Source organism: Azospirillum sp. SYSU D00513, assembly GCF_017356015.1.
Classification (GTDB): Bacteria; Pseudomonadota; Alphaproteobacteria; order Azospirillales; family Azospirillaceae; genus Azospirillum.
The window spans coordinates 17,862-44,578 of sequence record NZ_JAFIQV010000051.1; the positions used below are offsets into that span (position 1 = coordinate 17,862).

The window sequence follows — 26,717 nt, forward strand, 5'->3', positions numbered from 1 at the left end:
GTTTGTCGTTTCCGGGCTCCTGATTCCGGTCTTCCGATCCGGGCGCCCGTCCAAAAGCCATCCACATCGATCGCCGGGTTCCATGCGCGGGAGGCCTTCCTTGTCCAACGCGGTGTCCAACGCCGTTCCCATCACGCTCCATGACGGGGACCTTCCCGACGGGCTCGACCTGAAGGCCGCGGCGCGTGGCGGCGCCGTCGCCGTGGACACAGAGACGATGGGGCTGAACCCGCACCGCGACCGGCTGTGCCTCGTCCAGCTCTCCGCCGGCGACGGCAGCGCGCATCTCGTGCAGTTCCGGAAAGGCCGCTACGAGGCGCCGAACCTCACGCGGCTTCTGGCGGACGGGGAGGTCACCAAGCTCTTCCATTTCGCCCGCTTCGACGTGGCGGCGCTCCAGGCCTATCTCGGCGTGACCTGCGCGCCGGTCTACTGCACGAAGGTCGCCTCGAAGCTGGTCCGCACCTTCACCGACCGGCACGGGCTGAAGGACCTCTGCCGCGACCTGCTGGGGGTGGAGCTGTCCAAGCAGCAGCAATCCTCGGACTGGGGTGCCGCGGCCCTGACGCCGGAGCAGATGAAGTACGCGGCGTCGGACGTGCTGCACCTGCACGACCTGCGCGACCGGCTCGACCGGATGCTGGAGCGCGAGGGGCGGGTGGAGCTGGCCGAGGCCTGCTTCCGCTTTCTGCCGGCGCGCGGCGCGCTGGACCTCGGCGGATGGAGCGAGCCGGACATCCTCGCCCATTGACCGGCCCGGCCTCTTGATCGGGCCTTTCATCCCGCCCGTGCGCCCCGGACTTTCGCCCCGGACTTTCGCGTTGCCCCTTCCGGGGCGGTCGGTTCGTCCTATATCTCCAGATTGATTCGCCGAAGGCGTATCGGGGGCGTGTTTGACCGGCCCTCCGCCGACAGGCATACTGCGCGCGGGTTGTTCGCCGTTTCGGACGTTCGAGGCAGCCCCTTCGGCGAAGCTTCCGGCCGGATCTTCCGGGCCAAACAGTGGGACGACGTCACCCTTGACCTCAGCCTTTGCAACCGTGCCCGCCGCCCTCCAGGCCGATCCGGCGGGCGCCCGAACGGACGGCGTGGACGCGCAGGCGGCTCCCGCCACGGCGGTTCCCGACCGCGACCTCGCCAGCGCCGTCCGGGTGCTGCGCATGGAAGCCGACGCGCTGAACACGCTTGCCGGATCGCTGGACGGCGCCTTCGGCCGCGCGCTCGACCGGCTGGCCGCGGTGACCGGGCGGATCGTGGTCACCGGCATGGGCAAGTCCGGCCATGTCGCGCGCAAGATCGCCGCGACGCTCGCCTCCACCGGCACGCCCTCGATGTTCGTCCATCCGGGCGAGGCCAGCCACGGCGACCTCGGCATGATCACGCGGTCGGACGCGGTGGTCGCCCTGTCCAATTCGGGCGAGACGAACGAACTCGGCGACATCATCGCCTACACCCGCCGCTTCGCCATCCCGCTGATCGGGATCACGCGCCGCGCCGGCTCCTCCCTGGCGGAGCAGTCGGATGTGGCGCTGGTCCTGCCCCCGGCTCCGGAGGCCTGCCCGCTGGGGCTGGCGCCGACCACATCGACGACGATGATGCTTGGGCTGGGCGACGCCCTGGCGGTCGCCCTGCTGGAGCGCAAGGGCTTCTCGGCCTCGGACTTCCACCAGCTCCACCCCGGCGGCCAGCTCGGGCAGCTGCTGATGAAGGTCACGGACGTCATGCACAAGGGCGGCGACATGCCGCTCTGCGGGCTGGCGGCGCCGCTCAGCGAGGTCATATTCGAGATGACGGCCAAGCGGCTGGGCTGCGTCGGCGTGACGGACGGGTCCGGCGCGCTCGTCGGCGTCATCACGGACGGCGACCTGCGCCGCCACCTGAAGCCGGAGCTGCTGGGCGGACGGGCGGACGGCATCATGTCGCCCCGCCCGAAATCGATCCGGCCGCAGGCGCTCGTGACGGAGGCCCTGCGCGAGATGAACGAAAAGCAGATCACGAGCCTCTTCGTGGTCGAGGCTGGCCGGCCGCTCGGAGTCGTGCACATCCACGACTGCCTGCGCGTCGGCGCGGCCTGACCGCGGGGGTTTTCTGGAGCGATGCGATGAGCGTGCAGAACCTTCACCCGGAACTCGAGCAGGACGTGGAACAGAAGATCGCGAAGCGTCCGGCGCCGCGCCGCGCGGCCCTGCCCCCGCTGGAGGAGTTCGGCGCCCGGTCCGTGCACCGCCGCACCGTGCGGCCGGTCAGCCGCTTCCACAGCCGTTTCGTGGCTTCGCTCAAGGTCGTGCTGCCCGTGCTGGCGTTGGCGCTGCTGGCGCTGCTCGCCGCCTGGCCGAGTCTGACCGAGCCGCCCCGGCCGCAGATCACCGCCGACAAGGGCCAGCTGGAGATGATCAAGCCTCGCTACTACAGCGTGGACGAGCAGAACCAGCCCTTCTCCGTGACCGCCGCCGAGGCCGACCAGTCGGCCGACCAGCCGGGCATCATCCTGCTCGACCAGCCGGAAGCCGAGATGACGGAGCTGAACGGGACCTGGGTCACCATGCGCTCCGACAAGGGCTGGTACAACCAGGAGACCGGCATCCTGAAGATGCGCGGCCATGTCCGGCTGATCCGCGACGACGGGAACGAGTTCACGACGCCGGAAGCCGACGTGGACGTGAAGAAGGGCACCGCCTGGGGCGACGCCCATGTCGAGGGGCAGGGGCCGGACGGCGTCATCGACGCCGAGGCCTTCCGCATGACCGACCGCGGCAAGACGATCACCTTCCTGAACCAGTCCACGGCGTCGGTGCAGACCAGCGCTCCCCAGTCCGGTGCGCCCCAATCCGGCGCCGGCTCCAACACGCCGGACGGCGCGACGTCCAAGCCCGGCTCCACGAAAGGTCCGAAGTGATGAGCGCGCGTTCCGCCATCCTGGGCGCCCTGCTGCTGGGCGGTGTTCTGTCCATCGCCCCCCTGGCCCCGTCCGCCCTGGCGCAGGGCATGCCGGGAATGGGCGAGGGCAAGCAGCCGCTGGAGATCGACGCCGACCAGGCCATCGAATGGCACCAGGACGTGCGCGCCTATGTGGCGCGCGGCAACGCCTCGGCCAAGCAGGGCGGCAGCACCGTCTTCGCCGACGTGCTGACCGCTTATTACCGGCAGGTCCCCGGGCAGGGCAACGTGGTCTTCCAGATCGTCGCCGACGGCAACGCCCGCATCGTCTCCCCCTCGCAGGAGGTGTTCGGCGAGCGCGCGATCTATGACGTGGACAAGCAGGTGGCGGTGGTGACCGGCCGGAACCTGAAGCTGGTGACCCCCGAGCATGTGGTCACCGCCCGCGACAGCCTGGAATATTACGAGGCACGCGACCTCGCCGTGGCGCGCGGAGACGCGGTGGCCGTGCGCGGCCAGGACCGCATCACCGCCGACGTGCTGATCGGCCAGTTCAAGGACGGCCCGGACGGCGCCAGCCGGATGGAGCGGCTCGACGGGTCCGGCAACGTCGTGGTGACGACTCCAACCGATGTGGCGCGTGCCGAGAAGATGGTCTATTCCATCCCCGACGACACCGCCGTGCTGATCGGCAACGTGAAGATCACGCGCGGCCAGAACCAACTCAACGGCCAGGCGGCGGAGATGAACATGAAGACCCGGATCAACCGGGTGATTTCCGGCGAGCAGGCGGGGGGGCGCGTCAAGGGCCTCCTCATCCCCGGCCAGACCGGCCCGGATCCGAAGGCGCCTTCCTCGTGACCGATCCCGATCTCGACATCCCCCCGATGCCGTCCTCCGCGCAAGCGCCCGACGGCGCGGCCCGTGCGGCGGAGGGGACCGCGCCGGCCGAGGGTCTGGTCGCCCTCAACCTCGGCAAGTCCTACAAGAAGCGGCCGGTGCTGCGCGACGTGTCCGTGCGCGTGCAGCGTGGCGAGGCGGTCGGGCTGCTGGGGCCGAACGGCGCCGGCAAGACCACCTGCTTCTACATGATCACCGGCCTGGTCTCGGCGGATGCCGGCACGATCCTGCTGGACGGCCAGGACATCACCGACCTGCCCATGTACCGGCGGGCGCGGCTCGGCATCGGCTACCTTCCGCAGGAAGCCTCGATCTTCCGGGGCATGTCGGTGGAGAACAACATCCGCGCGGTGCTGGAGGTGGTCGAGCCCGACCGCGCCGCCCGCGAGGCGATGCTGGAAGACCTGCTGACCGAATTCTCGATCACCCACATCCGCCGCTCCCCCGCCGTCGCCCTGTCGGGCGGCGAGCGGCGGCGCGTCGAGATCGCCCGCGCGCTCGCCTCGCAGCCCCATTTCATCCTGCTGGACGAGCCGCTGGCGGGCATCGACCCGATTGCCGTGAACGACATCCGCGAGCTGGTCAGCCATCTGCGGGATAGGGGTATCGGAGTACTCATAACGGATCACAACGTAAGAGAAACTTTGGACCTCGTCGATCGGGCATACATTTTGCACGACGGTGTGGTATTGATGGAGGGAGAGCCGTCGGAGATCGTGGCGCACGAAGGCGTGCGCCGGGTCTATCTCGGCGACCGGTTCAGTCTCTAACCTGGTCCTCTCCGCCCATGGCGCTTACGCAACGCCTCGATCTCCGTCAAAGCCAGACCCTGGTGATGACGCCGCAGCTGCAGCAGGCCATCAAGCTGCTTCAGCTGTCCAACATCGAGCTGTCCGACTTCGTCGATCGCGAGATCGAGCAGAATCCCCTTCTCGAGCGTGACGGCGGCGGACCGGACGGCGGCGACGGCTTCGACGGCGAGGCCGGCGCCCCCGACCGCGCGGCGGCCGAGGCCGCCGGTGCCGACGGCGCGGGCGAGGCCGCCCTTCCGCCGTCCGACGGACGCACCCGCGACACCGTCGAGATGACCTCGTCGGAGACGATGGGCTCCGCGACCGAATCCCCGCTCGACACCGATTTCGAGAACGTCTACGGCGACGACCGCTTCGGCGACGGCTCCGACGGCGGGGCGGAAGTCTATGGCGCCTGGAACGAACGGGGTGGGCGCGGCTTCGAGGACGACTCCAGCCTGGAGGCGACCCTCACCGGCGAGAAGAGCCTGCGCGAGCATCTCATCGAGCAGCTCAAGATCGACCTTCCCGACCATGGCGACCAGCTCATCGGGCTGGCCCTGATCGACTCCCTGGACGAGGCCGGCTATCTCGTCGGGATGGACCTGGCCGGGCTGGCCGGGCAGCTCGGCTGCGGCCTGGACCGGGTGGAGCGGGTGCTGGCCGCCGTTCAGCGCTTCGAGCCCTCGGGCATCTTCGCCCGCTCGCTGAAGGAATGCCTGGCCATCCAGCTCCGCGAGAAGAACCGGCTCGACCCCGCCATGCAGGCGCTGCTCGACAATCTGGAGCTTCTGGCCGCCCGCAACCAGGCGGCGCTGCTGAAGGTCTGTGGCGTGGACGCCGAGGATCTCACCGACATGGTGGCGGAGATCCGCAAGCTGAACCCGAAGCCGGCGCTCAGCTACGACCACACGCCGGCCCAGCTCGTCACGCCGGACATCCTGATGCGGGCGAGCCCCGGCGGCGGCTGGCTGATCGATCTCAACCCCGACACGCTGCCGCGCGTGCTGGTGAACCAGCGCTATTTCGCCCGGATCTCCGACACCGCGCGCAACAAGGCGGATAAGGACTACATCGCCGAGCGCTTCCATTCCGCCAACTGGCTGGTGAAGTCGCTGCACCAGCGCGCGACGACGATCCTGAAGGTGGCCGGGGAGATCATCCGGCAGCAGGACGCCTTCTTCACCCACGGCGTGTCGCACCTGCGCCCGCTGATCCTGCGCGACATCTCCGAAGCCATCGGCATGCATGAGAGCACGGTCAGCCGCGTCACCACGAACAAGTTCATGGCGACGCCGCGCGGCGTGTTCGAGCTGAAATACTTCTTCACCTCCGCGATCCAGGGCTCCGACGGGCAGGCCGCCCATTCGGCCGAGGCGGTGCGCCACCGCATCAAGACCATGATCGACGCGGAGAAGCCCGAGGACGTGCTGTCCGACGACAAGCTGGTGGAGGTCCTGCGCGCCGAGGGGATCGACATTGCGCGCCGGACGGTTGCGAAGTATCGTGAGGCGATGCGTATACCGTCCTCGGTGCAACGCCGCCGTGCCAAGATGTCGCGCATGTAGCAGGGCCGCCGGCCCCGCACCGATCATCACCGGCCGCCCCTTCATTGACAGGGTGGGGGGGCGTCACTATGGTGCGCCACCGCCACGGCGGGTGGCCGTTTCCACCCGCCCTTCGGGCATCGTCCTTTGCGGAACATTGTGGGAAAGCGCCAGATGCAACTGACCGTCAAAGGGAAGCAGCTTGACGTTGGCGACGCCTTGCGCACGCACGTCGCGGACAGCCTGAACGCGGTGGTCGGCAAGTACTTCAAGAAGCCGATCGAGGCCCATGTGGTCATCGCGCGCGACGCCCACCTCTACAAAGTGGACATCCAGGTGCATGCCGGCGCCGGCATCGCCCTGCAGACCCAGGCCCAGGCGACCGAGCCCTACCCGGCTTTCGACGCGGCCTGCGAGAAGATCGCCGGGCGTCTCCGCCGGTATAAGAGCCGTCTGCGCGGCCACCACAATGGGGATGCCCCGCAAGAGCCCGTGCCCGCCCGCTACCAGATCCTGGACGCCGGGGCCGACGCCCCCCATGTCGAAGAGATCGGGGACGCCGACGGGCAGGGCGACACAGCCGCGCAGCCCGTTGTCGTCGCCGAGATGCAGACCTCCATCGCCACCCTGACGGTGAGCGAGGCGGTGATGCGGATGGAACTGGCCGAACTGCCCGCCCTGATGTTCCGCAGCAGCGTCTCCGGCGGACTGAACATGGTGTACCGCCGCGCCGATGGGAACATCGGCTGGGTCGATCCCGCGGAGCGGGCGAACGCCTGATCCCGGCGCGACTCCCATTGAAGACTGTTTGAAGCGTATGCTCGATCTCATCACGCCGCACGCCATCCTGCCCAGCCTGAAGGCCGCCAGCAAGAAGCAGGCCCTCCAGGATCTGGCCCGCAAGGCATCCGAACTCACCGGCCAGCACGAACGGACGATCTTCGACGTCCTGCTCGAGCGCGAAAGGCTGGGCACCACCGGCGTCGGGCATGGCATCGCCATCCCGCACGGCAAGCTGCCCGAACTGGACCGTGTCTACGGGGTCTTCGCCCGGCTGGAACGTCCCGTCGATTTCGACGCGATCGACGAGCAACCGGTGGACCTGATGTTCCTCCTGCTCGCCCCGGAACACGCCGGCGCCGATCACCTGAAGGCGCTGGCCCGCGTGTCGCGCCTGCTGCGCGACCAGTCCATGTGCGAGAAGCTGCGCGGCTCGGACTCCGCCGACGCCATCTACGCCCTGCTGACCCAGAACGAAGCCAGCCACGCGGCGTGAGTCGGAACGGTGTTCCAGAGGACAAAATTTCTGTGAGCACAACCACTTGACCGTCACCCCCGCGAAAGCGGGGGTCCAGGACTCCTCCACAGCGTTCGTTGTGCGGACGTCTGAATCCCCGCTTTCGCGCATGGGCGCTAACTTTTGTGCATCGGCCCGTTTTGCCGAAGCCTGCAACCTCCCTCTTCGTCATTCCCGCGAAACGCTCTCGGCGAATGCCTTTGGCATTCGCCTGCCGCGTCAGCGCAAACGAAGTTTGCGTGAGAGCGGGAATCCAGTCCTTCCCGTAGCGAACCCTTTGGAAACTCTGGATCCCCGCGTCCGCGGGGATGACGGTGGAAGGGTGTTCGGAAGCTTGCTTCAGTCAGTCAGCCGTGAAAGTTAGCGCCTATGCGCTTCCGCGGGGATGACGAACTTTTTTCGAACAGGGTTCTGTTGGGTGATGGAAGGGCTGACTGCCGCGTGGCACACTCGCCCGTATGTCAGGTACTGTCCGAAAGCCCTGGATTTCACCCGAAGCTTATCTTGCCGCTGAACGTACGTCTGGCGTACGCCACGAGTACGTGGACGGGGAGCTCTTCCCCATGCCCGTGGAGAGCCATCGGCACGCGGCTATTGCCGGCAACATCGGTGCCGCTATCCGGGAAACCGCTCCCCTTCATGCCGCCTACGTCCATGTTGGCAGCGCCAGGGTTTGGATCGAGGAGGCAAACGTCTGCTACTGCCCGGACGTCGTCGTTTCCGGTGGTCCCGGCAACGCCGACATCGCGGAGAGGCCGCTTCTGATCGTGGAAGTGCTGTCGGACCGCACTGAAGCGACGGACCGGCGCGAGAAGCGGGTGAACTACCTTCGTGTTGCGTCCATCCAGGAATATGTCTTGGTTTCCCAGAACGAGCGCTCCATCGAGCTGTACCGTCGCGACGGTGACCAATGGAACGCCGAGATCACCGACGACGGAGAGGTTCTTCTGGAAGCGGTCGGGGCCGTGCTGCGCCTGGACGAAGTGTACCGATAACGGGCCGTCAGGCCCGCTCGGTCCAGCCCCCTGGGCCGTCAGGCCCGCTCGGCCCAGCCCCCTGGGCCGTCAGGCCCGCTCGGCCCAGCCCCCTGGGCCGTCAGGCCCGCTCGGCCCAGCCCATGTAGTTGACGTCCAGGTCGCGCGCGTTCAGGCGGAACTCGTCGGACAGCGGGCTGTAGGTGACGCCGGTCAGGCCCTTGATCTCCAGCCCGGCGTCGCGCAGGGCGGCGGCCATCTCGGAGGGGCGGATGAACTGGCGCCAGTTGTGGGTGCCGCGCGGCAGCCAGCCCAGTATGTACTCCGCCGCGACGATGCCCAGCGCATAGGATTTCGGGGTGCGGTTCAGGGTGGACAGGAACAGGGCGCCGCCGGGGGCGAGCAGGGCGCCGCAGGAGCGCACGAACAGATCCACGTCGGCGACATGCTCGATCACCTCCATGGCGAGCACCACGTCGAACCGCTCGCCCGACGCCGCGAGATCCTCCGCCGTGGTGGCTCGGTAGGCGACCGTGGTCCCGGTCTCCGCGGCGTGGGCGGCGGCGGTCAGGATGTTCTTCTCCGACGCGTCGATGCCGACGACCTCGGCCCCCATGCGCGCCATCGGCTCCGACAGCAGGCCGCCGCCGCAGCCGATGTCCACCACGCGCAGGCCCTTCAGGGGCAGCGGCATCAGCGGGTCGCGCCCGAGCCGCCGGCACAGCGTGTCGCGGATGTAGGCGAGGCGCAGAGGGTTCAGCCGGTGCAGGGGCCGGAACTTGCCCGCCGGATCCCACCATTCGGCGGCAATCGCGGAGAATCGGGCGACGTCGGCGGGGTCGATCGTTCCGGTGCTTTCGGCCAGGCCGGCGGTCGCGGTCATGGGGCAAAATCCATATGTAGATTGGTCGAGACAAATGCGGGGCGACCTTGCCTCGCCCCGGCTGACAGAGTATGGATACGCCGCCCCGCGCCGGCAACGGTAGAGCGGAGGAGCAAGGCCGGCTCAATCCGGCGAGAAATGGTGTGAGGTATGGCGCGGATCGTCCTCAAGTTCGGCGGCACGTCGGTCGGCGACATCGACCGGATCAAGAACGTGGCGCGGAAGGTCGAGCAGGAAGTGAAGGCGGGCCACCAGGTGGCCGTCGTCGTGTCGGCCATGTCCGGCGTGACCAACCAGCTCGTCAAATACTGCAACGACATCGACAAGCTGCACGACGCGCGCGAATACGACGCCATCGTCGCCTCGGGCGAGCAGGTGACCTCCGGTCTCCTCGCCGTGGCGCTGCAGTCGATCGGCATCCCGGCGCGTTCCTGGCTCGGCTGGCAGATCCCGATCCACACCGACGACACGCACGGCAAGGCCCGCATCGTCTCCATCGACACGGCGGGGATCGCCGGGCGCATGGAGACCGGCGAGGTCGCCGTCGTCGCCGGCTTCCAGGGTGTCACGCCCGACGGCCGCATCACGACGCTCGGCCGCGGCGGCTCCGACACCTCGGCGGTCGCCCTGGCGGCGGCGCTGAAGGCCGACCGCTGCGACATCTACACCGACGTGGACGGCGTCTACACGACCGACCCGCGCATCGTCACCAGGGCCCGCAAGCTCTCCAAGATCACCTACGAGGAGATGCTGGAGATGGCGTCGCAGGGCGCCAAGGTCCTGCAGACCCGCTCGGTCGAGATGGCGATGAACCACCGCGTGCGCGTGCAGGTCCTGTCGAGCTTCGAGGAGGCCGCCGGCAGCGCGCTTCCCGGCACCATGGTTGTTGACGAGGATGAGATCGTGGAAAAGGAAGTTGTGAGCGGCATCGCCTACAGCCGTGACGAGGCGAAGATCACGCTGGTCGGCGTGCCCGACAGCCCCGGCGTCGCGGCCGGCATCTTCGGCCCGCTGACCGACGCCGCGGTCAACGTGGACATGATCGTCCAGAACGTGTCCGAGGACGGCAAGTCCACCGACCTGACCTTCACCGTCGGCCGGGCCGACATCGCCCGCGCCATCAAGGTGCTGGAGGACGCCAAGTCCGAGCTGAACTACCGCCGCCTGGTGTCCGACGACGCCGTGGTGAAGGTGTCGGTGATCGGCGTCGGCATGCGCAGCCATGCCGGCGTGGCCCAGCGCATGTTCAAGGCGCTGGCCGACAAGGGCATCAACATCCAGGTCATTTCCACCTCGGAAATCAAGATCAGCGTGCTGATCTCCGAGGAGTATGCGGAGCTGGCGCTGCGCGCCCTGCACACCGCATACGGCCTGGACGCGGCCTGAGCCGCACGCGCGCCGAAGGGGAGCCGGCCATGACGACCGCAGGGACGACCGCGGCAGGATATGACCGGCTCGACCGGCTTTGGGCGCGCGGCCGCGCCTTCCTCGGCACGCGCACCGCCGTGATGGGCGGCGCGATGAGCTGGGTGTCGGAACGCAACCTCGTCTCGGCCATCTCCAATGCTGGGGGCTTCGGCGTGCTGGCCGGCGGCTCCATGCCGCCCGAGCTGCTGGAGGCGGAGATCGCGGCGACCCGCGCGCTCACCGCGCAGCCCTTCGGCGTCAACCTCATCAACATGCACCCGCAGCTCGACCGGTTGATCGAGGTCTGCGCGCGGCAGGGGGTGGGGCATGTCGTGATCGCCGGCGGCTTCCCCAGCGGCGCCACCATCCGGCGCATCAAGGACGGCGGCGCCCGGGCCATGGCCTTCGCCCCGACGCTGGTCGTCGGGCGGCGCCTCGTCCGCCAGGGCATCGACGCCCTCGTCATCGAGGGCACGGAGGCCGGCGGCCACATCGGCCCGGTCTCCACCACCGTGCTGGCGCAGGAGATCCTGCCCGAGCTGCGCGAGGTCCCCGTCTTCGTCGCCGGCGGCATCGGCCGGGGCGAGGCCGTCGTCTCCTACCTGGAGCAGGGGGCGGCGGGCGTGCAGATCGGCACGCGCTTCGTCTGCTCCACCGAATCGATCGCGCACCCGCGCTTCAAGCAGGCCTTCATCCGCGCCTCCGCCCGCGACGCCCAGCCTTCGGTGCAGCTCGACCCGCGCTTTCCGGTGATCCCGGTCCGCGCCCTGCTGAACGAGGCGAGCCGCCGCTTCGCGGCCTTCCAGCGCGAGACCATCGGGAAGGTGGACAGCGGCGAGCTGACCCGCGAGGCCGGCCTGCTGGAGATCGAGCATTACTGGGCCGGCGCCCTGCGGCGCGCGGTGGTCGACGGCGACATCGAGAACGGCTCGCTCATGGCCGGCCAGAGCGTCGGGCTGGTGACGCGCGAGCAGCCCGTCGCCGAGATCGTCGCCGAGCTGATCGCCCAGGCCGAGGCGGCCCTGACCCGCCGCGACCCGTCGCCCGCGCCGGTGCTGGGCGCCGCCTGACGCCTCTGCCGCGGGTTCCGCTCCGGCTCTCTTCACCCGGTTTCATCCAGCTACAGAGGCGTCCCGCCTCCAGCTATAGAGGCGTCCCGCATCCAGCTATAGAGGCGTCCCGCCTCGAGAGCCGCATCCACTTGTGGGCGCGCCGCGCACCGGCCTTGCGCGGCGGTGCGCGCTGCCGCATTCTGGACGGAACGGCCGGTCGCGGACCCCGCCCGCAGGGCCGCGCGCCACAGGGATTCAAGCGGACCCATGGACACCAGGACAGAGCCGATGGTCAGTTTCGACGGGGCCGCCTCGCGCCGCATGCTCGCGCGCCTGCGGGACGTCATGGCCGGGTCCGGGTCCGGGCAGGAGCGGCTGGACAAGATCGTCACGCTGATCCGCGCGGAGATGCGGGCCGACGTCTGCTCCTGCTACGTGATGCGGGCGGGCGAGGTTCTGGAGCTGTTCGCCACGGAAGGCCTGAACAAGACCGCCGTGCACAACACGCGCCTGCGGGTGGGCGAGGGCATCGTCGGCGACATCGCCGCCCACGCCCGCGCCATAGCGCTGGACAACGCGCCCTCGCACCCCAGCTTCGCCTACCGCCCGGAAACGGGCGAGGATCCCTTCCTGTCGCTGGCCGGCGTGCCGATCCTGCGCGGCGGCAAGGTGCGCGGCGTGCTGGTCATTCAGCACAAGGAGCGCCACCGCTACACCGAGGAGGTGGTTGAGGTCCTGCAGACCATCGCCATGGTCGTCGCCGAGCTGGTGGCGGCGGGCGAGCTGGTCAACCCGCAGGAGGTGGCGGCCACCGGCGACCCGGTCCTGCTGCCGACCCGCCTGTCGGGCGCGGCGCTCAACCCCGGCCTCGCCATGGGGCTGGCGGTCATCCACCGCCCGCAGCTCACCATCCGCCAGATGGTTGCGGAGGACGCCGGCACCGAGCTGGAGCGGCTGAACCAGGCGCTCGCCAGCATGCACGACGCCATCGACAAGCTGCTTGCCGCGACCGCGCTCGCCGGCCTGGGCGAGCCGCGCGACATCCTGGAGACCTACCGCATGTTCGCGGAGGACCGGGGCTGGCTGTCGCGCATCCGCGAGGCGATCCGCAAGGGGCTGACCGCCGAGGGCGCCGTGCAGCAGGTGCAGGACGACACCCGCGCCCGCATGAGCCACATGACGGACCCCTACATCCGGGAAAAGCTGCTCGACTTCGAGGACCTGACCAACCGGCTTCTCCAGCACCTGTCGGGCCGGGGCCAGGACGGCGCCGGCGCGCTGCCCGAGGACACCATCCTGGTCGCGCGCTCCATGGGGCCGGCGGAGCTTCTCGACTACGACCGGCACCGGCTGCGCGCCGTGATCCTGGAGGACGGCTCGCCGTCGAGCCATGTCTCCATCGTGGCACGGGCGCTGAACATACCGGTCGTCCAGGCGACCGAGGCCTTGAGCCGGATCGAGCCGCTCGACCCACTGATCGTGGACGGCGACCATGGCGCCGTCTATGTGCGGCCGGCCGAGGACATCCAGATGACCTTCTCCGAGAGCGTCGCCCTGCGCGCCATGAAGGAGCAGGTCTATGCGGAAACCCGGGGCCTGCCCTCGGTGACCAGGGACGGCGTGCCGATCTCCATCGTGCTGAACTGCGGGCTGCTGTTCGATCTGGCGCACCTGCACGCCAGCGGGTCGGAGGGCATCGGGCTCTACCGCACCGAGATCCCCTTCATGGTGCGCTCCAGCTATCCCGACGTGCAGGCGCAGACCGAGCTTTACGCCCGCATCCTGGACGAGGCGGCCGACAAGCCGGTGGTCTTCCGCACGCTGGACGTCGGCGGCGACAAGGTGCTGCCCTACATCTCGGCCGGTGCGGAGGAGGAGAACCCGGCGCTCGGCTGGCGCGCCATCCGCATCGGGCTGGACCACCCCTCGCTGCTGCGCCAGCAGCTCCGCGCGCTGCTGCGCGCCGCCGCCGGACGGCCGCTGTCGGTCATGTTCCCGATGATCGCCGAGGTGGCCGAGCTGGACGCCGCGCGGCGGCTCCTGGAGCTGGAGCTGACGCGGCTGCGCGCCCACGGCGTCGAGGAGCCGAGCCGCCTGCGCGTCGGCGTGATGCTGGAGGTGCCCTCCCTGCTCTGGCAGCTTCCGGCGCTGCTGCCGCGCGTGGACTTCGTGTCGGTCGGCTCCAACGACCTGGGGCAGTACATCTTCGCCAGCGACCGCGGGAACCCGCGCACCGCCCACCGTTACGACCCGCTGTCGCCTGCCATGCTGACCCTGCTGAAGCGGCTGGTGGAGGCCTGCGGCGAGGCGCGCGTGCCGCTGTCGATCTGCGGGGAAATGGCCGGCAAGCCGCTCGACGCCATGGCGCTGATCGGGCTGGGCTTCCGCACTTTGTCCATGTCCCCGCCGTCGGTCGGGCCGGTGAAGACGATGCTCCGCTCGCTCGACGTCGCCGCCCTGCGGCAATATATGGACGGGCTGTACCAGCGCGGTGACCACAGTGTCCGGATCAAGCTGCGCGCCTTCGCCCAGGACCACGGCGTCGTGATCTGACGGCTTCCTGACCTGATGGCCCCGTGACCTGATCGCAACCCTGGCCGCCCGGCGGCAGGATTTGCGCCGGCCTCCGCCGTTTGTTACAACGGCCTGGCCGATAGGCGTATACAACTGTGTTTCGACACGGCCGCACCCCGAGACGGGGGACGGCTTCGCCCCTTGTCCCTAGCGACGGTACGGCTGGTTCCATGGCCAAGCGCACGCCTCACGACACTCTTTCGTCCGCCGACGCCGCCCCGGCCGGTCCCGGCGTCTCCGACACGCTGCGCGAGACGCGCGAGGCGCTGGGCTACGAGCTGGCCGACGTCGCGCGGATGCTGCGCATCCGCTATCCCTACCTGCAGGCGATCGAGGACGGCCGGTTCGAGGATCTGCCGGGCGCCACCTACGTGGTCGGCTTCCTGCGCTCCTATGCGGAGTATCTCGGGCTCGACCCCGACGCCGTGGCCGCCCGCTACAAGGAGGAGGCCGCCGGCAACCTCCGCCGCCAGCAGCTCTATCTGCCGACTCCGGCGCCCGAGGGCCGCATTCCCGGCGGCACGGTCCTGCTCGGCACGATGGTGCTGGCCGGCATCGTCTATGGCGGCTGGTATTATCTCTCGGCGACGGACCGCTCGGTCGTGGACCTCGTCCCGGTGCTGCCGGACCGGCTCGTCTCGCTGCTCGACCCGCTGCCCTACGGCGACCCGGCCAGGACGGAGGCGGGCCTGCCCGGCGCCGCCCCCGCCCCGGCGCAGACCGCGGCGCTGGCGCCCGAGGCGACGGCCCTGACGCCGTCCGCCCCGATGGTGCCCGCGCTGCCGCCGTCCCAGGGAGGGGCCTCCACGGCCGTCATCCCGCCGGCCCCGGTCGTGCCCGGCATGACGACTGTGCCGGCCCAGCCGGCGCCCATCCAGACCGCCGCGCTTCCGCCCGCGGCGGCCCCGGTTCCGCCGGCGGCCGCCCACCCGGCTCCGTCCGTTCCGGCGGCTCCCGCTCCCGCTCCTGCTCCCGTGGCGGTCTCCGCTCCGGCCGTGGTGCCCGCCGCTCCGGTGTCCGTGGCGCCGCCGGCCGCCGCCGCGGTTCAGGCGGCCGTCCCGCCCAGCGCGATCGTTCCGCCGGCCGACGGGGAGGAGGAGGATGGCGAGGCGGCGCAGGAGCCCACTCCGCTCTCGCCGACCGCCCCGGCGCTCGCCGCCATTCCGCCCGCCCCGCAGCCGGCGCCGAACCCCTCGGTCCCGCCGGTCAAGGTCTATGGCAGCCAGAACCAGGCGTCGCGCGTCCAGCTCCGCGCGAGCCAGGACAGCTGGGTCCAGGTGCGCGACCGCGAGGGCGAGATCATCTTCACCCGCGTCCTGCGGGCGGGCGAGGTCTACCGCGTTCCGGACCGGCCGGGCATCCGGCTGCGCACCGGCAACGCCGGCGGCCTGACCGTCATGACGGACGGGGTGGAGGGCGCTCCGCTCGGTGCCGTCGGCCAGGTGATGCGCGAGGTCCAGCTCGACCCGCAGACCCCGGCGGTGCGCGCGTCCGCCGCCAACTGAACGGCGGCGCCGGGACGGGCGTTGCAGCCGGGCGCGCCCGGCGCGCGTGGCCGCGTCCCGGAAAATTCACTTGAATCCCGGATGCCCGACCGCACTTTTGGCGTGAGCCCGGCTGCGCTATAACGGCGCTTCCGGGCCGTTTTTCCCTGCCGAAGGCTGTCGTTCATGAGCGTCCGTCCCTACCGCGAGATCCTCCGCCGCAAATCCCGCCAGATCATGGTGGGCAAGGTGCCCGTGGGCGGCGACGCGCCGATCTCGGTGCAGACCATGACCAACACCCCGACGGTGGACGTCAAGGCGACGGTCGAGCAGATCCTGGCGGCGGAGCGGGTCGGCGCCGACATCGTGCGCGTCTCCTGCCCCGACCAGGAATCGGCGCTGGCGCTGAAGGACATCGTGCGCCAGGTCAACGTGCCGATCGTCGCCGACATCCATTTCCACTACAAGCGCGCCATCGAGGCGGCGCAGAGCGGCGCCGCCTGCCTGCGCATCAACCCCGGCAACATCGGCTCCGCCGACCGCGTGCGCGAGGTGGTGAAGGCCGCCAAGGATTACGGCTGCTCCATGCGCATCGGCGTGAACGCCGGCTCGCTGGAGCACGACCTGCTGGAGAAATACGGCGAGCCCTGCCCGGAGGCGATGGTCGAGAGCGCCATGAACCACGCGAAGATCCTGGAGGACCATGATTTCCGCGAGTTCAAGATCTCGGTGAAGGCGTCGGACGTCTTCCTCGCCGTCGCCGCCTACCAGGGGCTGGCCGAGGCCTGCGACTACCCCCTGCACATCGGCATCACCGAGGCCGGCGGCCTGCGCGCCGGCACGGTGAAGTCCTCCATCGGGCTCGGCATGCTGCTGTGGTCGGGCATCGGCGACACCATCCGCGTGTCGCTGTCCGCCGACCCGACGGAGGAGATCCTCGTCGGCTACGACATGCTGAAGTCGCTCGGCTTGCGCCGCCGCGGCGTCACCGTCATCTCCTGCCCGAGCTGCGCGCGCCAGAACTTCGACGTCATCAAGACGGTGGAGATCCTGGAACAGCGCCTCTCCCACATCACCACGCCGCTCACCCTGTCGGTCATCGGCTGCGTCGTGAACGGGCCGGGCGAGGCGCGCGAGACCGACATCGGCCTGACCGGCGGCGGCAACAACACGCACCAGATCTACATCTCCGGCGTGACCGACCACCGGCTGAAGGACCAGAACATCGTCGATCACCTCGTCGGGCTGGTCGAGAAGAAGGCCGCCGAGATCGAGGCCGCCAAGGCGGCGGCAGAAGCGGCTGAGGCGACCGAGTCCGTTCCGGCGGAGTGAGCCACGGGTAAGTTCTGAGGAAAAACATGGACTTGCCGTCATCCCCGCACAAGCGGGGCTCCAGAACTCCGGGCGGAGCGCCGTCATCGCGGGGCCTGGATCCCCGCTTCCGCGGGGATGACGGAACAGTGGTCTTGTCTTCCTGAACGCGGCAGCCCCGTTCAGCATGAGCCTCCGAGTATGGGTTTCTCCGGCCTCGCGCCTAGGAAAACGCCACCTTCCGTGCTTAGAATAAGAAAAGTGACGCCTATCCCGGCCAGAGTGTGATCGCCTCCTACTTCGTCATCGGCGCCAGCCACCGGACCTGTTCGGGCTCGCTTCGCGACCGCCTCACGACGGAGGAGGTCGAGGTGCCGGCCCTGCTGGCGCGGCTGCGCGCCGCCGGGCTGGAGCAGGCGCTGTGGCTCAGCACCTGCGACCGGGTGGAGGTGCAGGGGGTGCACGAACGCCCGGCCGAGGCGGCGCTGGCCGCCGCCGCCATCATGGCGGAACGGCTGGGCGTCCCGCCGGCCGACCTCGCGGACCAGCTCTACAGCCTGACCGGCGAGGCCGCGGTGCGGCACGTCTTCGCGGTCGCCTGTTCCCTGGACAGCCAGATCGTCGGCGAGCCGCACATACTGGGGCAGGCGAAGGCCGCCCACCGGCAGTCCGCCGCCGCCGGCATGACCGGCCCGGAGATGGAGGCATTGCTCCAGGCCGGCTATGCCGCCGCCAAGCGCGTGCGCAACGAGACCGCCATCGCCGAGGGGGCGACCTCGCTGATCGCCGCCGCCGTGCAGGTGGCGCGCGACCTGCACGGCGACCTCATGCGCTGCACCGCCCTGCTCATGGGGCTGGGCGACATGGGACTGATGGTGCTGGAGGGGCTGCGCGAGGCCGGGCTCGGCCGCGTCACGGTGGCGGCCCCGGTGGATCGTCGGGCCGAGAACGCCGCGCGCCGGCTCGACGGGCATTTCGTTCCCTGGGCGGACATGGATTCGGCGCTTGCCGCGGCCGATATCGTGGTGACCGGAGCCGGGCTGGGGCGCTATATCCTGTCGCGTGACGCGCTGGCGGCGGCGCTGAAGCGGCGCCGGCGGCGTCCGGTCTTCGTGGTCGACACGGCCATACCGGCGGATGTGGAGCCCGAGGTCGGACGGCTGGAGGAGGCCTATCTCTACGACCTGGCCGACCTGGAGCGCGTGGCGCTGGAAGGCCGGGTCGGGCGGGAGGCGGCGTTGAAAGCCGCATGGGCGATCCTGGACGAATCGGTTGCCGGCTTCGCGCAGGCGCGGGCCGAGCGGGCCGCCGTTCCCGCCGTGACCGCGCTGCGCGCGCATTTCGAGGCGGAGCGCCGGCGGCTGCTGGCGGAGCATGGCGGGCTGGACGCGGGTGCGGCCACCCGGCTGCTGGTGAACCGGCTGCTGCACTGCCCGTCGGAGGTGCTGCGCGGCCTGGCGGCGGATGCCGAGGCGGGAGCGCTGGCGGAACGGGCGGCAGCGGAGCGGCTGCTGTTCCAGCTCTTCCGGCTGGACAGAGCCGAACCCGGCCGTTTGGACCCCGGCAGACAGGACTCCGGCGGACAGGACTCCGGCAATCCGGACGTTGGCGGTCCGGGCGGTGACACGGAATTGGACAGAGAGAAGCAGGGGCGGGCGTCGTGAATTTGGAAGATCGTTTCAACAAGGTCCTGGCCCGCCACGACGAGCTGCGCGACGCGCTGGCGGCGGGCACGGCCGACTCCGGCGAGTACAGCCGGATGTCCAAGGAATATTCCGACCTCACCCCCGTCGCCGAGGCGATCTCCGCCCTCAAGAAGGCGAAGGCGGAGGCCGCCGACCTCGCCGCCATGATCGCCGATCCCGGCGGCGACGCGGAGATGAAGGCGCTGGCGGAGGAGGAGTTCCAGGACCTCACCCGCAACATCCCCGCCCTGGAGCGGCGGGTGCAGATATCGCTCCTGCCCAAGGACGAGGCGGACGAGAAGAACGCCATCCTGGAGGTGCGCGCCGGCACCGGCGGTGACGAGGCGGCGCTCTTCGCCGCCGAGCTGTTCGAGATGTACCGCCGCTACGCCGGCCTGCACGGCTGGCGCTTCGAAACGATGGAGATCAGCGAGACGGGGATCGGCGGCTACAAGGAGGCCATCGCCAGCATCACCGGCCGCAGCGTCTTCGCCCGGCTGAAGTTCGAATCGGGCGTCCACCGCGTCCAGCGCGTGCCGGCGACCGAGACGCAGGGGCGCATCCACACCTCGGCCGCCACCGTCGCCGTGCTGCCGGAGGCCGAGGAGGTGGACATCCACATCGATGAAAAGGACCTGCGCATCGACGTCTTCCGGTCTTCCGGGCCGGGCGGCCAGTCGGTCAACACGACCGACAGCGCGGTCCGCATCACCCACCTGCCGACGGGCCTCGTGGTCAGCCAGCAGGACGAGAAGAGCCAGCACAAGAACAAGGCCAAGGCGCTGAAGGTGCTGCGCGCCCGGCTCTACGAGCTGGAGCGCTCCGCCAAGGACGCGGCCCGCGCCGCCGACCGCAAGAACCAGGTCGGCAGCGGTGACCGCTCCGAGCGCATCCGCACCTACAATTTCCCGCAGGGGCGGGTCACCGACCACCGGATCAACCTGACGCTCTACAAGATCGAGAAGGTGATGGCGGGCGAGGCGCTGGACGAGCTGGTCGACGCGCTGACCGCCGAGGACCAGGCGCTGCGCCTGTCGGAGCTTCAGTGAGCACGCTGCGGGAAATCCGCCGCGCCGCCGAGCGGCGCCTGCGCGAGGCGGGGGTGGACACGCCGGAGCTGGACGCGCGGCTCCTGGTGCAGCACGCGCTGGGGCTGGAGCGGGACGAGCTGTTCCTGCGCATGGAAACCTCCTATCCGGAGGAGGTGGAGGCCCGCGTGGCGGCGATGGTCGAGCGCCGCGCCGCGCGCGAACCGGTCGGCCGCATCCTCGGCCACCGCGAGTTCTGGACCCTCGACCTGGCGCTGAACCCCGGCACGCTGGAGCCGCGCCCGGACACCGAAACGGTGGTGGAGGCGGTGCTCGGCGCCGTGGAGAATCCGGGCGCGCCGCTGCGCATCCTGGACCTCGGCACCGGGACCGGCTGCATCCTCCTGGCCCTGCTGGCCGAACTGCCGCGGGCCACCGGGCTGGGCGTCGATCTCAGCCCGCAGGCGGTCGAGGCAGCGACGGGCAACGCCGCCCGCAACGGGCTGGAGGCGCGGGCCGCCTTCCGCACCGGCGACTGGGGGCGGGGGCTGGAGGAGCGGTTCGACATCGTCGTCTCCAACCCGCCCTACATCCCCAGCGCGGAGATCGCGGGGCTGGCGCCGGAGGTGCGGGAGCACGATCCACTGCGGGCGCTGGACGGCGGCGGCGACGGGCTGGACGCCTACCGGGCCATCGTGGCGCAGCTCCCCGGCCTTCTGAAGCCGGGCGGGATCGCCGCCTTCGAGGTCGGGCAGGGCCAGGCGCCGGACCTGCAGGCCCTGCTGCGGGACGCCGGGCTGGAGGTCACGGGCGTGTTCAGCGACCTCGGCGGGGTGGAGCGGTGCGTCCGGGCGCGAAACGGCCGTTCGTGACATGGGGTCGGTTCGGGGGCGCAATGTTCGCCACGATGGCAGCGCCGCGAAAAAAAGGTTGGATTGCCCGGCTTTCCCGGTTAGGGTGCCTTCCACGATGCTTTCGCCCGAGCCGCCGGAATTGTATCCGCTTGGCCGCCCTTGATTGAGGCGGGCACATCGTTTTTTGATCCCCGTGATCGATCCGCGGCATCGGCCGCGGCGGACTCCTCGGCCGGATGGGCCGCCGGAGCGTTCCGGGGGATGCACTTTCTCTTACATGGGGCTTTAAGAGCCGAATGAGACAGGGACCGAACTCCAGGCGTTCACGCGGTCGGGGCAACGGCGGCGGCGGCGGTGGAAACGCTGGTGGTGGCGGCAATCGCGGCCGGCAGAACGTTCCGCTCCGTCACCAGAACTTCGACAGCAACGGTCCGGACGTCCGGATCCGTGGCAACGCCTGGCAGGTGCACGAGAAGTACCAGACGCTGGCGCGCGACGCCGCGACCGCCGGCGACCGCGTGCAGGCGGAAAACTACATGCAGCACGCCGAGCACTACCTGCGCATCATCAACCAGATCCAGGAGTCCGAGAATCGCCAGCGCGGCGTCGCCGGCAATGGCCAACTTCCCGGCCAGTACCAGAATGGTGGCGGCACGGACGGCGAGGAGGAGTCCGCCGAGGGCTCCGAGGAGAGCGAAGGCTCCGAGGAGCGGGCGTCCCTCAACGCCTGAAGCTCCGGGCGCCTGAAGCTCCGGGCGCTTGAGGCCTCGGACGTTCAAAGCCCCAAGCTCAAAGCCCCCAAGCTCAAAGCAAGGCCACCGGGTCGCCCAGCGCGACCCGGCCGCCTTTCAGGACCTGGGCATGGACGCCGCAGCGGTCGTGACCGTAGCCGCGCTCCAGAACGGGAAGCGCGTTGAAATCACGCGCACCGGTGGCGGGATTGACGTCCCAGGCCGGGCTGTATTCCATGAGCGCCATGAGGCGCAGGGTCACGTCCCCGACCGTCAGCACGCGTCCGACCCAATGCCGCTCCTCCCAGGGGGGCAGACCGTCGATCAGCAGGTTGGCGCGGAAGCGGCGCGGATCGACCGCCTTCTTGGCGACGCGCTCCTCCAGGTCGCGGACGCTGGCGAGGTTCAGCAGCGTGACCGTCGGCTCCTCCAGCTCGGTGAAGGCGCAGCCCTTGGCCTCGATCAGCTTCGGCGCGCCGGGGGCGAGCCCGGCCAGATAGGCCGCGAAGAACTGCTCGACCAGCATGCGCCCCATCGGCTGGTCGAGCCGCCCGCGCGTGACCTGCCGGCCGCCGCGCCGGATGACCAGCGACCGCGTTTCCTCCTCGAAGACCGTGTCGAGCGCCGCCAGCTTCTCGGTGCGCTCCAGCGTGAAGAAGTCGGAGGCGGGCCGCCAGCCCGTCCGGTCCATATCCTGCGCCGCCGGCCCGTGCAGCAGCCCGTAGGCGCGGTCGAGCGGAACGGCCTTGCCCTCCGCCAGCTCCACGGCGGTCAGGTCGTCGGCGCTCAGCCCCTTGACGGGATAGCGGCGTATGGCGGTGACGCTCGGTGTCATTTGCACTGCACAATCGTTTGCACCGACAGTGGTGCGCGGGGTGTGTCCCTGTCAATCGGTCACACTGTCGCTTCCCGCACTCTCAACCGCCCTGCGCGCGATGAGTCGCACGCCGCGCCACCAGCCCCGGTTGCCAGCCCCGGCTACCAGCGCTCCGCCAGGGGGGCCAGCCCCTGAAACTCGGCGAGCCGCCGCCGCGTCCCGGGCGAGGTGTCCTCCGGCAGCGCGTCCAGCGGGAAGAAGCCGGTCTCCAGGATCTCCACCCCGTCCGCCTTCGGCGTGCCCGACCAGCCCTTGGCGATGAAGACCGCGACATGGTCGCTGGCGCCGTGGCGGAAGCGCGCGAAGACGCCGAGCGGCTGGACGTTCGCCTCGACCCGCAGCCCCACCTCCTCGCGCACCTCGCGGCGCATGGCCTCGACCAGCGTCTCGCCGGTGTCCACCCCGCCGCCGGGCAGGTGCCAGCCGGCGATGTAGCTGTGGCGGATCAGCAGGACGCGCGCCGAGCCGCCGTTCGACTCGTCCAGGATGATGGCCCGAACCCCCATGGTCAGGGGGCGCGCCACCCAGTGCCAGACGTTGCGTCCCCACCAGGCCATGCGCAGCAGCTTGCCCTTCCGGCTGCCCGGAAGGGCGGCGGGTCCGGATTTCCGGCCGTCCATCCGCGCGCGGTCCGTGCCTTGCCCGTCCTTGTCCTGGCTTTCCGCATCGGGGCGTCCGGCCGCGTCGCGGCCGGCGGGGGTCGGGTCGAGGATGGCGGCCATGGGCACCTTCGCGAGGATGATCCGCGTTCTCGGCGGGCGCGCCTTTCCGGAACGCCCTGAGATACCGTGATACTAGCTGGCTACCCTATCGCGTGGTTTCCCACCTGCGGAAGGGGTGCAATCGGCTGGTGGGTGCCTTGAGCGAAAGGCGTAGGACGGACCGCCGGGCCCGTCTTGCAACCGTGACGGGCTCCCCCACATCTAAGGCCGGCACCCTTTGTGGATCGCACGGAACGTGGATCTGGCGGACCGGGCTGCCTTGCGGACGGTCTGCCGAAGAGAGGAGCAAAAGCATGGATTTCGAGAACTACACCGAACGCAGCCGCGGCTTCGTCCAGGCGTCGCAGAACCTGGCCTTGCGGCGCGGCCACCAGAGGCTGGCGCCCGAGCATCTGCTGAAGATCCTGCTCGACGACAAGGAAGGGCTCGCGGCCAACCTGATCCGCGCGGCCGGGGGCGACCACGCCCTGGCGCTGTCGGGCATCGACGCCGAGCTGGACAAACTCCCGAAGGTCGAAGGCTCCGGGGCGGGCCAGGTCTATCTGACGCCGGAGCTGTCGCGCCTGTTCGAGCAGGCCGAGAAGCTGGCCCAGAAGGCCGGCGACAGCTTCGTGACCGCCGAGCGGCTCCTGCTGGCGCTGAGCATGGCCGACGGCACGCCGTCCGCCGCCGTGCTGAAGCGCGCCGGGGTGACGCCGCAGGCGCTGAACAAGGCCATCAACGACATCCGCAAGGGCCGCACGGCCGACAGCGCGTCGGCCGAGCAGGGCTACGACGCGCTGAAGAGATACGCGCGCGACCTCACCGAATCGGCGCGCACCGGCAAGCTCGACCCGGTCATCGGCCGCGACGAGGAGATCCGCCGCACCATCCAGGTGCTGGCCCGGCGCACCAAGAACAACCCGGTCCTCATCGGCGAGCCCGGCGTCGGCAAGACCGCCATCGTCGAGGGACTGGCCCAGCGCATCGTCAACGGCGACGTGCCGGAGGGCCTCAAGAACAAGCGGCTGCTGTCGCTCGACCTCGGCGCGCTGGTCGCCGGCGCCAAGTTCCGCGGCGAGTTCGAGGAGCGGCTGAAGGCCGTGCTGGCGGAGATCCAGGCGGCCGCGGGCGAGGTCATCGTCTTCATCGACGAGCTGCACACGCTGGTCGGCGCCGGCAAGGCGGAAGGCAGCATGGACGCCTCCAACATGCTGAAGCCGGCGCTGGCGCGCGGCGAGCTGCATTGCGTGGGCGCCACGACGCTGGACGAGTACCGCAAGCACATCGAGAAGGACGCGGCCCTCGCCCGCCGCTTCCAGCCGGTCTTCGTGCCCGAACCGACGGTGGAGGACACCATCTCCATTCTGCGCGGCCTGAAGGAGCGCTACGAGGTCCATCACGGCGTGCGCATCACCGACGCGGCGATCGTCGCGGCGGCGACCCTGTCCAACCGCTACATCACCGACCGCTTCCTGCCCGACAAGGCCATCGACCTCGTGGACGAGGCCTCCTCGCGCCTGCGCATGGCCGTGGACAGCAAGCCGGAGGAGATCGACGAGCTGGACCGCCGCGTCATCCAGCTGAAGATCGAGCGCGAGGCGCTGAAGCGCGAATCCGACGAGCCGTCGCGCCACCGCCTCGCCACGCTGGAGCAGGAGCTGGCCGACCTGGAACAGCAGTCCGCCGAGCTGACCGCCAAGTGGCAGGCCGAGAAGGACAAGCTGCAGAGCGCGCAGAAGCTCAAGGAGCAGCTCGACCAGGCCCGCGTGGAGCTTGACCAGGCCCAGCGGTCCCAGAACTGGAACCGTGCCGGCGAGCTGACCTACGGCGTCATCCCGCAGCTCGAGCGCCAGCTCGCCGAGGCCGAGAAGGCGTCCCAGTCGCACATGCTGAACGAGGAGGTGCGCGACCAGGACATCGCCGCCGTCGTCAGCCGCTGGACCGGCGTGCCGGTGGACAAGATGCTGACCGGCGAGCGCGAGAAGCTGCTGGCGATGGAATCGCGCCTGCGCAGCCGCGTGGTCGGGCAGGAGGAGGCCATCGTCGCCGTCTCCAACGCCGTGCGCCGCGCCCGCGCCGGGCTGCAGGACCCGAACCGTCCCATCGGCTCCTTCCTGTTCCTCGGCCCGACCGGCGTCGGCAAGACCGAGCTGACCAAGGCCCTGGCGGAGTTCCTGTTCGACGACGAGACGGCGATGGTCCGGCTCGACATGTCGGAATACATGGAGAAGCACTCCGTCGCCCGCATGATCGGCGCGCCTCCGGGCTATGTCGGCTACGAGGAGGGCGGTGCGCTCACCGAGGCGGTGCGGCGGCGGCCCTATCAGGTCGTGCTGTTCGACGAGGTGGAGAAGGCGCACCCGGACGTCTTCAACGTGCTGCTCCAGGTGCTCGACGACGGGCGCCTGACCGACGGGCAGGGCCGCACGGTGGACTTCCGCAACGTGGTCATCATCATGACCTCGAATCTCGGCTCCGAGCTGCTCGCCAACCAGGCGGAGGGCGAGGAGAGCGAGGCCGTGCGCGACGGCGTGATGGAGGTGGTGCGCGGGCATTTCCGGCCGGAATTCCTGAACCGGCTGGACGAGATCCTGCTGTTTCACCGCCTGAACCGCGGCGACATGGGCGGCATCGTCCGCATCCAGCTCGGCCGGCTGGTGCGGATGCTGGCCGAGCGCGACATCGCGCTGGAGGTGGACGATGCCGCCACCGCCTGGCTGGCCGAGGCCGGCTACGACCCGGTCTACGGCGCCCGGCCGCTGAAGCGCGTGATCCAGCGCGAGCTTCAGAACCCCATGGCGACCATGCTGCTGGAGGGCCGCATCGCCGATGGCCAGACGGTGCGCATCGGTGCCGAGGCCGGCGCGCTGACCATCAACGGCCAGCCGGCGGCAAACGCCCCGGCCCGCGGACGCCGGGAAGCGGCGGAGTAGGCCGGCCGTCCCGTCGGAACGAACCCCTCCTCCCCGCCGGGGGAGGAGGGCGCCCGGCCCCGATACGCCGCTCACAAAACGCTCACAGCCAAGCTCTGTCTCGACGGTGGCGGTGCGGCACCGGATTCCTGTATCGTCGCGCCGACCCGGCCATCCGGCCCTTTCGACCCAGCGGTAACACCCCCCGATGATCCGCCTTCCGCGCGCCGTTTCCCTGGCCCTCGCCTGCGCCCTTGTCATTTCCGGCTGCCAGCGCACCCTGCCGCCGGCCCCCGTGACGCAGGGCAGCGGGTCGGCGCCCGCCGCGGGTGCGGGGCTGGAGAAGGTCCATGGCGAGTGGGAGGCCGACCGCTCCGTCCAGCTCCGCGCCTCGCCTTCCGCCGGTGGTGCGGTCGTCGGCTCCCTCCAGCCGGGCCAGGCGGTGACGGTGTTGGGACGCACGCGCGGCACCGACTGGGTGGCGGTCAAGGCGTCGGGCACGACGGCCTATGTGCGCATGCATCTGCTGCGCCTGCGCGGCAGCGCGCCGGTGACCGCGCGCGGCACCACGACGGTCCTGCCGAAGGCCGAGGACAACGCCGGCCCGGCCATCAAGGCCGCCCCACGCCGCAAGATCGAAGCGGCGCCCATCGCGCCGTAAAATCATGCTGGCGGGCTCCGGAAGGCTCGCCCAAACCGCAGAAAAAGCCCCGGTCCGCGCTGGCGGATCGGGGCTTTTCCTTGGTGCGCCCAGCATGGGCGTTCTCTTGTGGGTGCAAGTCCCATCGTAAGCTGATCACGGCGAGCGAAGTGAAGCGCAACTGCGGAA

General features: G+C 70.1%; 23 protein-coding genes. 20 read left to right on the forward strand and 3 right to left on the reverse strand.

The genetic code is table 11. The features are described 5' to 3' along the window. Positions 1 to 100 precede the first annotated feature (100 nt). The 9 genes from JUB11_RS27400 to JUB11_RS27440 all read left to right on the forward strand — a co-directional run bounded on the left by JUB11_RS27400 (position 101) and on the right by JUB11_RS27440 (position 8,407). On the forward strand, positions 101 to 751 hold the full coding sequence (locus JUB11_RS27400; RefSeq protein WP_247887366.1) for a ribonuclease H-like domain-containing protein: 651 nt from the start codon (positions 101 to 103) through the stop codon (positions 749 to 751). A gap of 409 nt (positions 752 to 1,160) precedes the next feature. Then, complete coding sequence (locus JUB11_RS27405) at positions 1,161 to 2,075, forward strand: KpsF/GutQ family sugar-phosphate isomerase (protein WP_207461994.1); 915 nt, start codon at positions 1,161 to 1,163, stop codon at positions 2,073 to 2,075. Between the two features lie 26 nt (positions 2,076 to 2,101). Continuing rightward, positions 2,102 to 2,896 (forward strand): LPS export ABC transporter periplasmic protein LptC, encoded by a 795-nt coding sequence (gene lptC, locus JUB11_RS27410; RefSeq protein ID WP_207461975.1) that lies wholly within the window; start codon positions 2,102 to 2,104, stop codon positions 2,894 to 2,896. Continuing rightward, positions 2,896 to 3,738 (forward strand): LptA/OstA family protein, encoded by an 843-nt coding sequence (locus JUB11_RS27415; protein ID WP_207461976.1) that lies wholly within the window; start codon positions 2,896 to 2,898, stop codon positions 3,736 to 3,738. The genes lptC and JUB11_RS27415 overlap by 1 nt, the downstream gene beginning before the upstream one ends. Beyond that, entirely contained in the window at positions 3,735 to 4,547 is an 813-nt protein-coding gene (gene lptB, locus JUB11_RS27420) for an LPS export ABC transporter ATP-binding protein (RefSeq protein ID WP_348771521.1), read from the forward strand. Before JUB11_RS27415 ends, lptB begins: the two co-directional genes overlap by 4 nt. A 17-nt stretch (positions 4,548 to 4,564) precedes the next feature. Beyond that, a complete protein-coding gene (gene rpoN / locus JUB11_RS27425; RefSeq protein WP_207461977.1) occupies positions 4,565 to 6,136 on the forward strand; it encodes an RNA polymerase factor sigma-54 in 1,572 nt (523 codons plus the stop codon). Between the two features lie 153 nt (positions 6,137 to 6,289). Beyond that, positions 6,290 to 6,895: a ribosome-associated translation inhibitor RaiA gene (gene raiA, locus JUB11_RS27430; RefSeq protein WP_207461978.1), complete on the forward strand. Its 606-nt coding sequence runs from the start codon at positions 6,290 to 6,292 to the stop codon at positions 6,893 to 6,895. Positions 6,896 to 6,932: 37 nt separating this feature from the next. Further along, a complete protein-coding gene (gene ptsN / locus JUB11_RS27435; RefSeq protein WP_207461979.1) occupies positions 6,933 to 7,391 on the forward strand; it encodes a PTS IIA-like nitrogen regulatory protein PtsN in 459 nt (152 codons plus the stop codon). A gap of 479 nt (positions 7,392 to 7,870) precedes the next feature. Further along, positions 7,871 to 8,407 (forward strand): Uma2 family endonuclease, encoded by a 537-nt coding sequence (locus JUB11_RS27440; protein ID WP_207461980.1) that lies wholly within the window; start codon positions 7,871 to 7,873, stop codon positions 8,405 to 8,407. Positions 8,408 to 8,507: 100 nt separating this feature from the next. Here the strand turns inward: JUB11_RS27440 and ubiG are convergent, their stop codons facing one another. Further along, positions 8,508 to 9,269 carry a bifunctional 2-polyprenyl-6-hydroxyphenol methylase/3-demethylubiquinol 3-O-methyltransferase UbiG gene (ubiG, locus tag JUB11_RS27445; RefSeq protein WP_207461981.1) on the reverse strand — a complete coding sequence of 254 codons (762 nt, stop codon included), beginning with the start codon at positions 9,267 to 9,269 and terminating at the stop codon, positions 8,508 to 8,510. A gap of 150 nt (positions 9,270 to 9,419) precedes the next feature. Between ubiG and JUB11_RS27450 the strand changes: the two genes are divergently transcribed. The 9 genes from JUB11_RS27450 (at position 9,420) to JUB11_RS27490 (ending at position 21,395) form a co-directional block, all read left to right on the forward strand. Then, positions 9,420 to 10,655, forward strand: coding sequence for an aspartate kinase (locus tag JUB11_RS27450; protein ID WP_207461982.1), 1,236 nt, complete (start codon positions 9,420 to 9,422; stop codon positions 10,653 to 10,655). A 29-nt stretch (positions 10,656 to 10,684) separates the two neighbouring features. After that, a complete protein-coding gene (locus JUB11_RS27455) occupies positions 10,685 to 11,746 on the forward strand; it encodes a nitronate monooxygenase family protein (protein WP_207461983.1) in 1,062 nt (353 codons plus the stop codon). 249 nt (positions 11,747 to 11,995) lie between these two features. After that, positions 11,996 to 14,281 carry a phosphoenolpyruvate--protein phosphotransferase gene (gene ptsP, locus JUB11_RS27460; RefSeq protein WP_247887367.1) on the forward strand — a complete coding sequence of 762 codons (2,286 nt, stop codon included), beginning with the start codon at positions 11,996 to 11,998 and terminating at the stop codon, positions 14,279 to 14,281. Positions 14,282 to 14,472: 191 nt separating this feature from the next. Beyond that, positions 14,473 to 15,807: a helix-turn-helix domain-containing protein gene (locus tag JUB11_RS27465; RefSeq protein ID WP_207461984.1), complete on the forward strand. Its 1,335-nt coding sequence runs from the start codon at positions 14,473 to 14,475 to the stop codon at positions 15,805 to 15,807. A 165-nt stretch (positions 15,808 to 15,972) separates the two neighbouring features. Continuing rightward, on the forward strand, positions 15,973 to 17,118 hold the full coding sequence (ispG, locus tag JUB11_RS27470) for a flavodoxin-dependent (E)-4-hydroxy-3-methylbut-2-enyl-diphosphate synthase (RefSeq protein WP_207461985.1): 1,146 nt from the start codon (positions 15,973 to 15,975) through the stop codon (positions 17,116 to 17,118). Positions 17,119 to 17,381: 263 nt separating this feature from the next. Further along, a complete protein-coding gene (gene hemA / locus JUB11_RS27475) occupies positions 17,382 to 18,761 on the forward strand; it encodes a glutamyl-tRNA reductase (protein WP_207461986.1) in 1,380 nt (459 codons plus the stop codon). Further along, positions 18,758 to 19,831, forward strand: coding sequence for a peptide chain release factor 1 (prfA, locus tag JUB11_RS27480; protein ID WP_207461987.1), 1,074 nt, complete (start codon positions 18,758 to 18,760; stop codon positions 19,829 to 19,831). Before hemA ends, prfA begins: the two co-directional genes overlap by 4 nt. Further along, positions 19,828 to 20,682, forward strand: a complete 855-nt coding sequence (gene prmC / locus JUB11_RS27485; RefSeq protein ID WP_207461988.1) for a peptide chain release factor N(5)-glutamine methyltransferase — start codon at positions 19,828 to 19,830, stop codon at positions 20,680 to 20,682. Before prfA ends, prmC begins: the two co-directional genes overlap by 4 nt. Before the next feature lie 278 nt (positions 20,683 to 20,960). Continuing rightward, entirely contained in the window at positions 20,961 to 21,395 is a 435-nt protein-coding gene (locus tag JUB11_RS27490) for a DUF4167 domain-containing protein (RefSeq protein ID WP_207461989.1), read from the forward strand. 73 nt (positions 21,396 to 21,468) lie between these two features. On the opposite strand, the gene JUB11_RS27495 is transcribed toward JUB11_RS27490, so the two are convergent. Further along, complete coding sequence (locus JUB11_RS27495; protein ID WP_207461990.1) at positions 21,469 to 22,230, reverse strand: MOSC domain-containing protein; 762 nt, start codon at positions 22,228 to 22,230, stop codon at positions 21,469 to 21,471. A gap of 143 nt (positions 22,231 to 22,373) precedes the next feature. Further along, positions 22,374 to 22,994 carry an NUDIX domain-containing protein gene (locus JUB11_RS27500; RefSeq protein WP_247887368.1) on the reverse strand — a complete coding sequence of 207 codons (621 nt, stop codon included), beginning with the start codon at positions 22,992 to 22,994 and terminating at the stop codon, positions 22,374 to 22,376. 293 nt (positions 22,995 to 23,287) lie between these two features. Between JUB11_RS27500 and clpB the strand changes: the two genes are divergently transcribed. Both clpB and JUB11_RS27510 read left to right on the forward strand, forming a co-directional pair. Then, positions 23,288 to 25,909: an ATP-dependent chaperone ClpB gene (gene clpB / locus JUB11_RS27505; protein WP_207461991.1), complete on the forward strand. Its 2,622-nt coding sequence runs from the start codon at positions 23,288 to 23,290 to the stop codon at positions 25,907 to 25,909. 187 nt (positions 25,910 to 26,096) lie between these two features. Then, a complete protein-coding gene (locus tag JUB11_RS27510) occupies positions 26,097 to 26,549 on the forward strand; it encodes an SH3 domain-containing protein (protein ID WP_207461992.1) in 453 nt (150 codons plus the stop codon). Positions 26,550 to 26,717: the final 168 nt, after the last annotated feature.

Bases quoted from the DNA above. Each gene is read 5' to 3' on its own strand.
- JUB11_RS27405 (WP_207461994.1), top strand. From the start codon at position 1,161: ATGGAAGCCGACGCGCTGAACACGCTTGCCGGATCGCTGGACGGCGCC.
- lptC (WP_207461975.1), top strand. From the start codon at position 2,102: ATGAGCGTGCAGAACCTTCACCCGGAACTCGAGCAGGACGTGGAACAG.
- JUB11_RS27415 (WP_207461976.1), top strand. From the start codon at position 2,896: ATGAGCGCGCGTTCCGCCATCCTGGGCGCCCTGCTGCTGGGCGGTGTT.
- rpoN (WP_207461977.1), top strand. From the start codon at position 4,565: ATGGCGCTTACGCAACGCCTCGATCTCCGTCAAAGCCAGACCCTGGTG.
- raiA (WP_207461978.1), top strand. From the start codon at position 6,290: ATGCAACTGACCGTCAAAGGGAAGCAGCTTGACGTTGGCGACGCCTTG.
- ptsN (WP_207461979.1), top strand. From the start codon at position 6,933: ATGCTCGATCTCATCACGCCGCACGCCATCCTGCCCAGCCTGAAGGCC.
- JUB11_RS27440 (WP_207461980.1), top strand. From the start codon at position 7,871: ATGTCAGGTACTGTCCGAAAGCCCTGGATTTCACCCGAAGCTTATCTT.
- ubiG (WP_207461981.1), bottom strand. From the start codon at position 9,269: ATGACCGCGACCGCCGGCCTGGCCGAAAGCACCGGAACGATCGACCCC.
- JUB11_RS27450 (WP_207461982.1), top strand. From the start codon at position 9,420: ATGGCGCGGATCGTCCTCAAGTTCGGCGGCACGTCGGTCGGCGACATC.
- JUB11_RS27455 (WP_207461983.1), top strand. From the start codon at position 10,685: ATGACGACCGCAGGGACGACCGCGGCAGGATATGACCGGCTCGACCGG.
- ptsP (WP_247887367.1), top strand. From the start codon at position 11,996: ATGGACACCAGGACAGAGCCGATGGTCAGTTTCGACGGGGCCGCCTCG.
- JUB11_RS27465 (WP_207461984.1), top strand. From the start codon at position 14,473: ATGGCCAAGCGCACGCCTCACGACACTCTTTCGTCCGCCGACGCCGCC.
- ispG (WP_207461985.1), top strand. From the start codon at position 15,973: ATGAGCGTCCGTCCCTACCGCGAGATCCTCCGCCGCAAATCCCGCCAG.
- JUB11_RS27490 (WP_207461989.1), top strand. From the start codon at position 20,961: ATGAGACAGGGACCGAACTCCAGGCGTTCACGCGGTCGGGGCAACGGC.
- JUB11_RS27495 (WP_207461990.1), bottom strand. From the start codon at position 22,230: ATGACACCGAGCGTCACCGCCATACGCCGCTATCCCGTCAAGGGGCTG.
- JUB11_RS27500 (WP_247887368.1), bottom strand. From the start codon at position 22,994: ATGGCCGCCATCCTCGACCCGACCCCCGCCGGCCGCGACGCGGCCGGA.
- clpB (WP_207461991.1), top strand. From the start codon at position 23,288: ATGGATTTCGAGAACTACACCGAACGCAGCCGCGGCTTCGTCCAGGCG.
- JUB11_RS27510 (WP_207461992.1), top strand. From the start codon at position 26,097: ATGATCCGCCTTCCGCGCGCCGTTTCCCTGGCCCTCGCCTGCGCCCTT.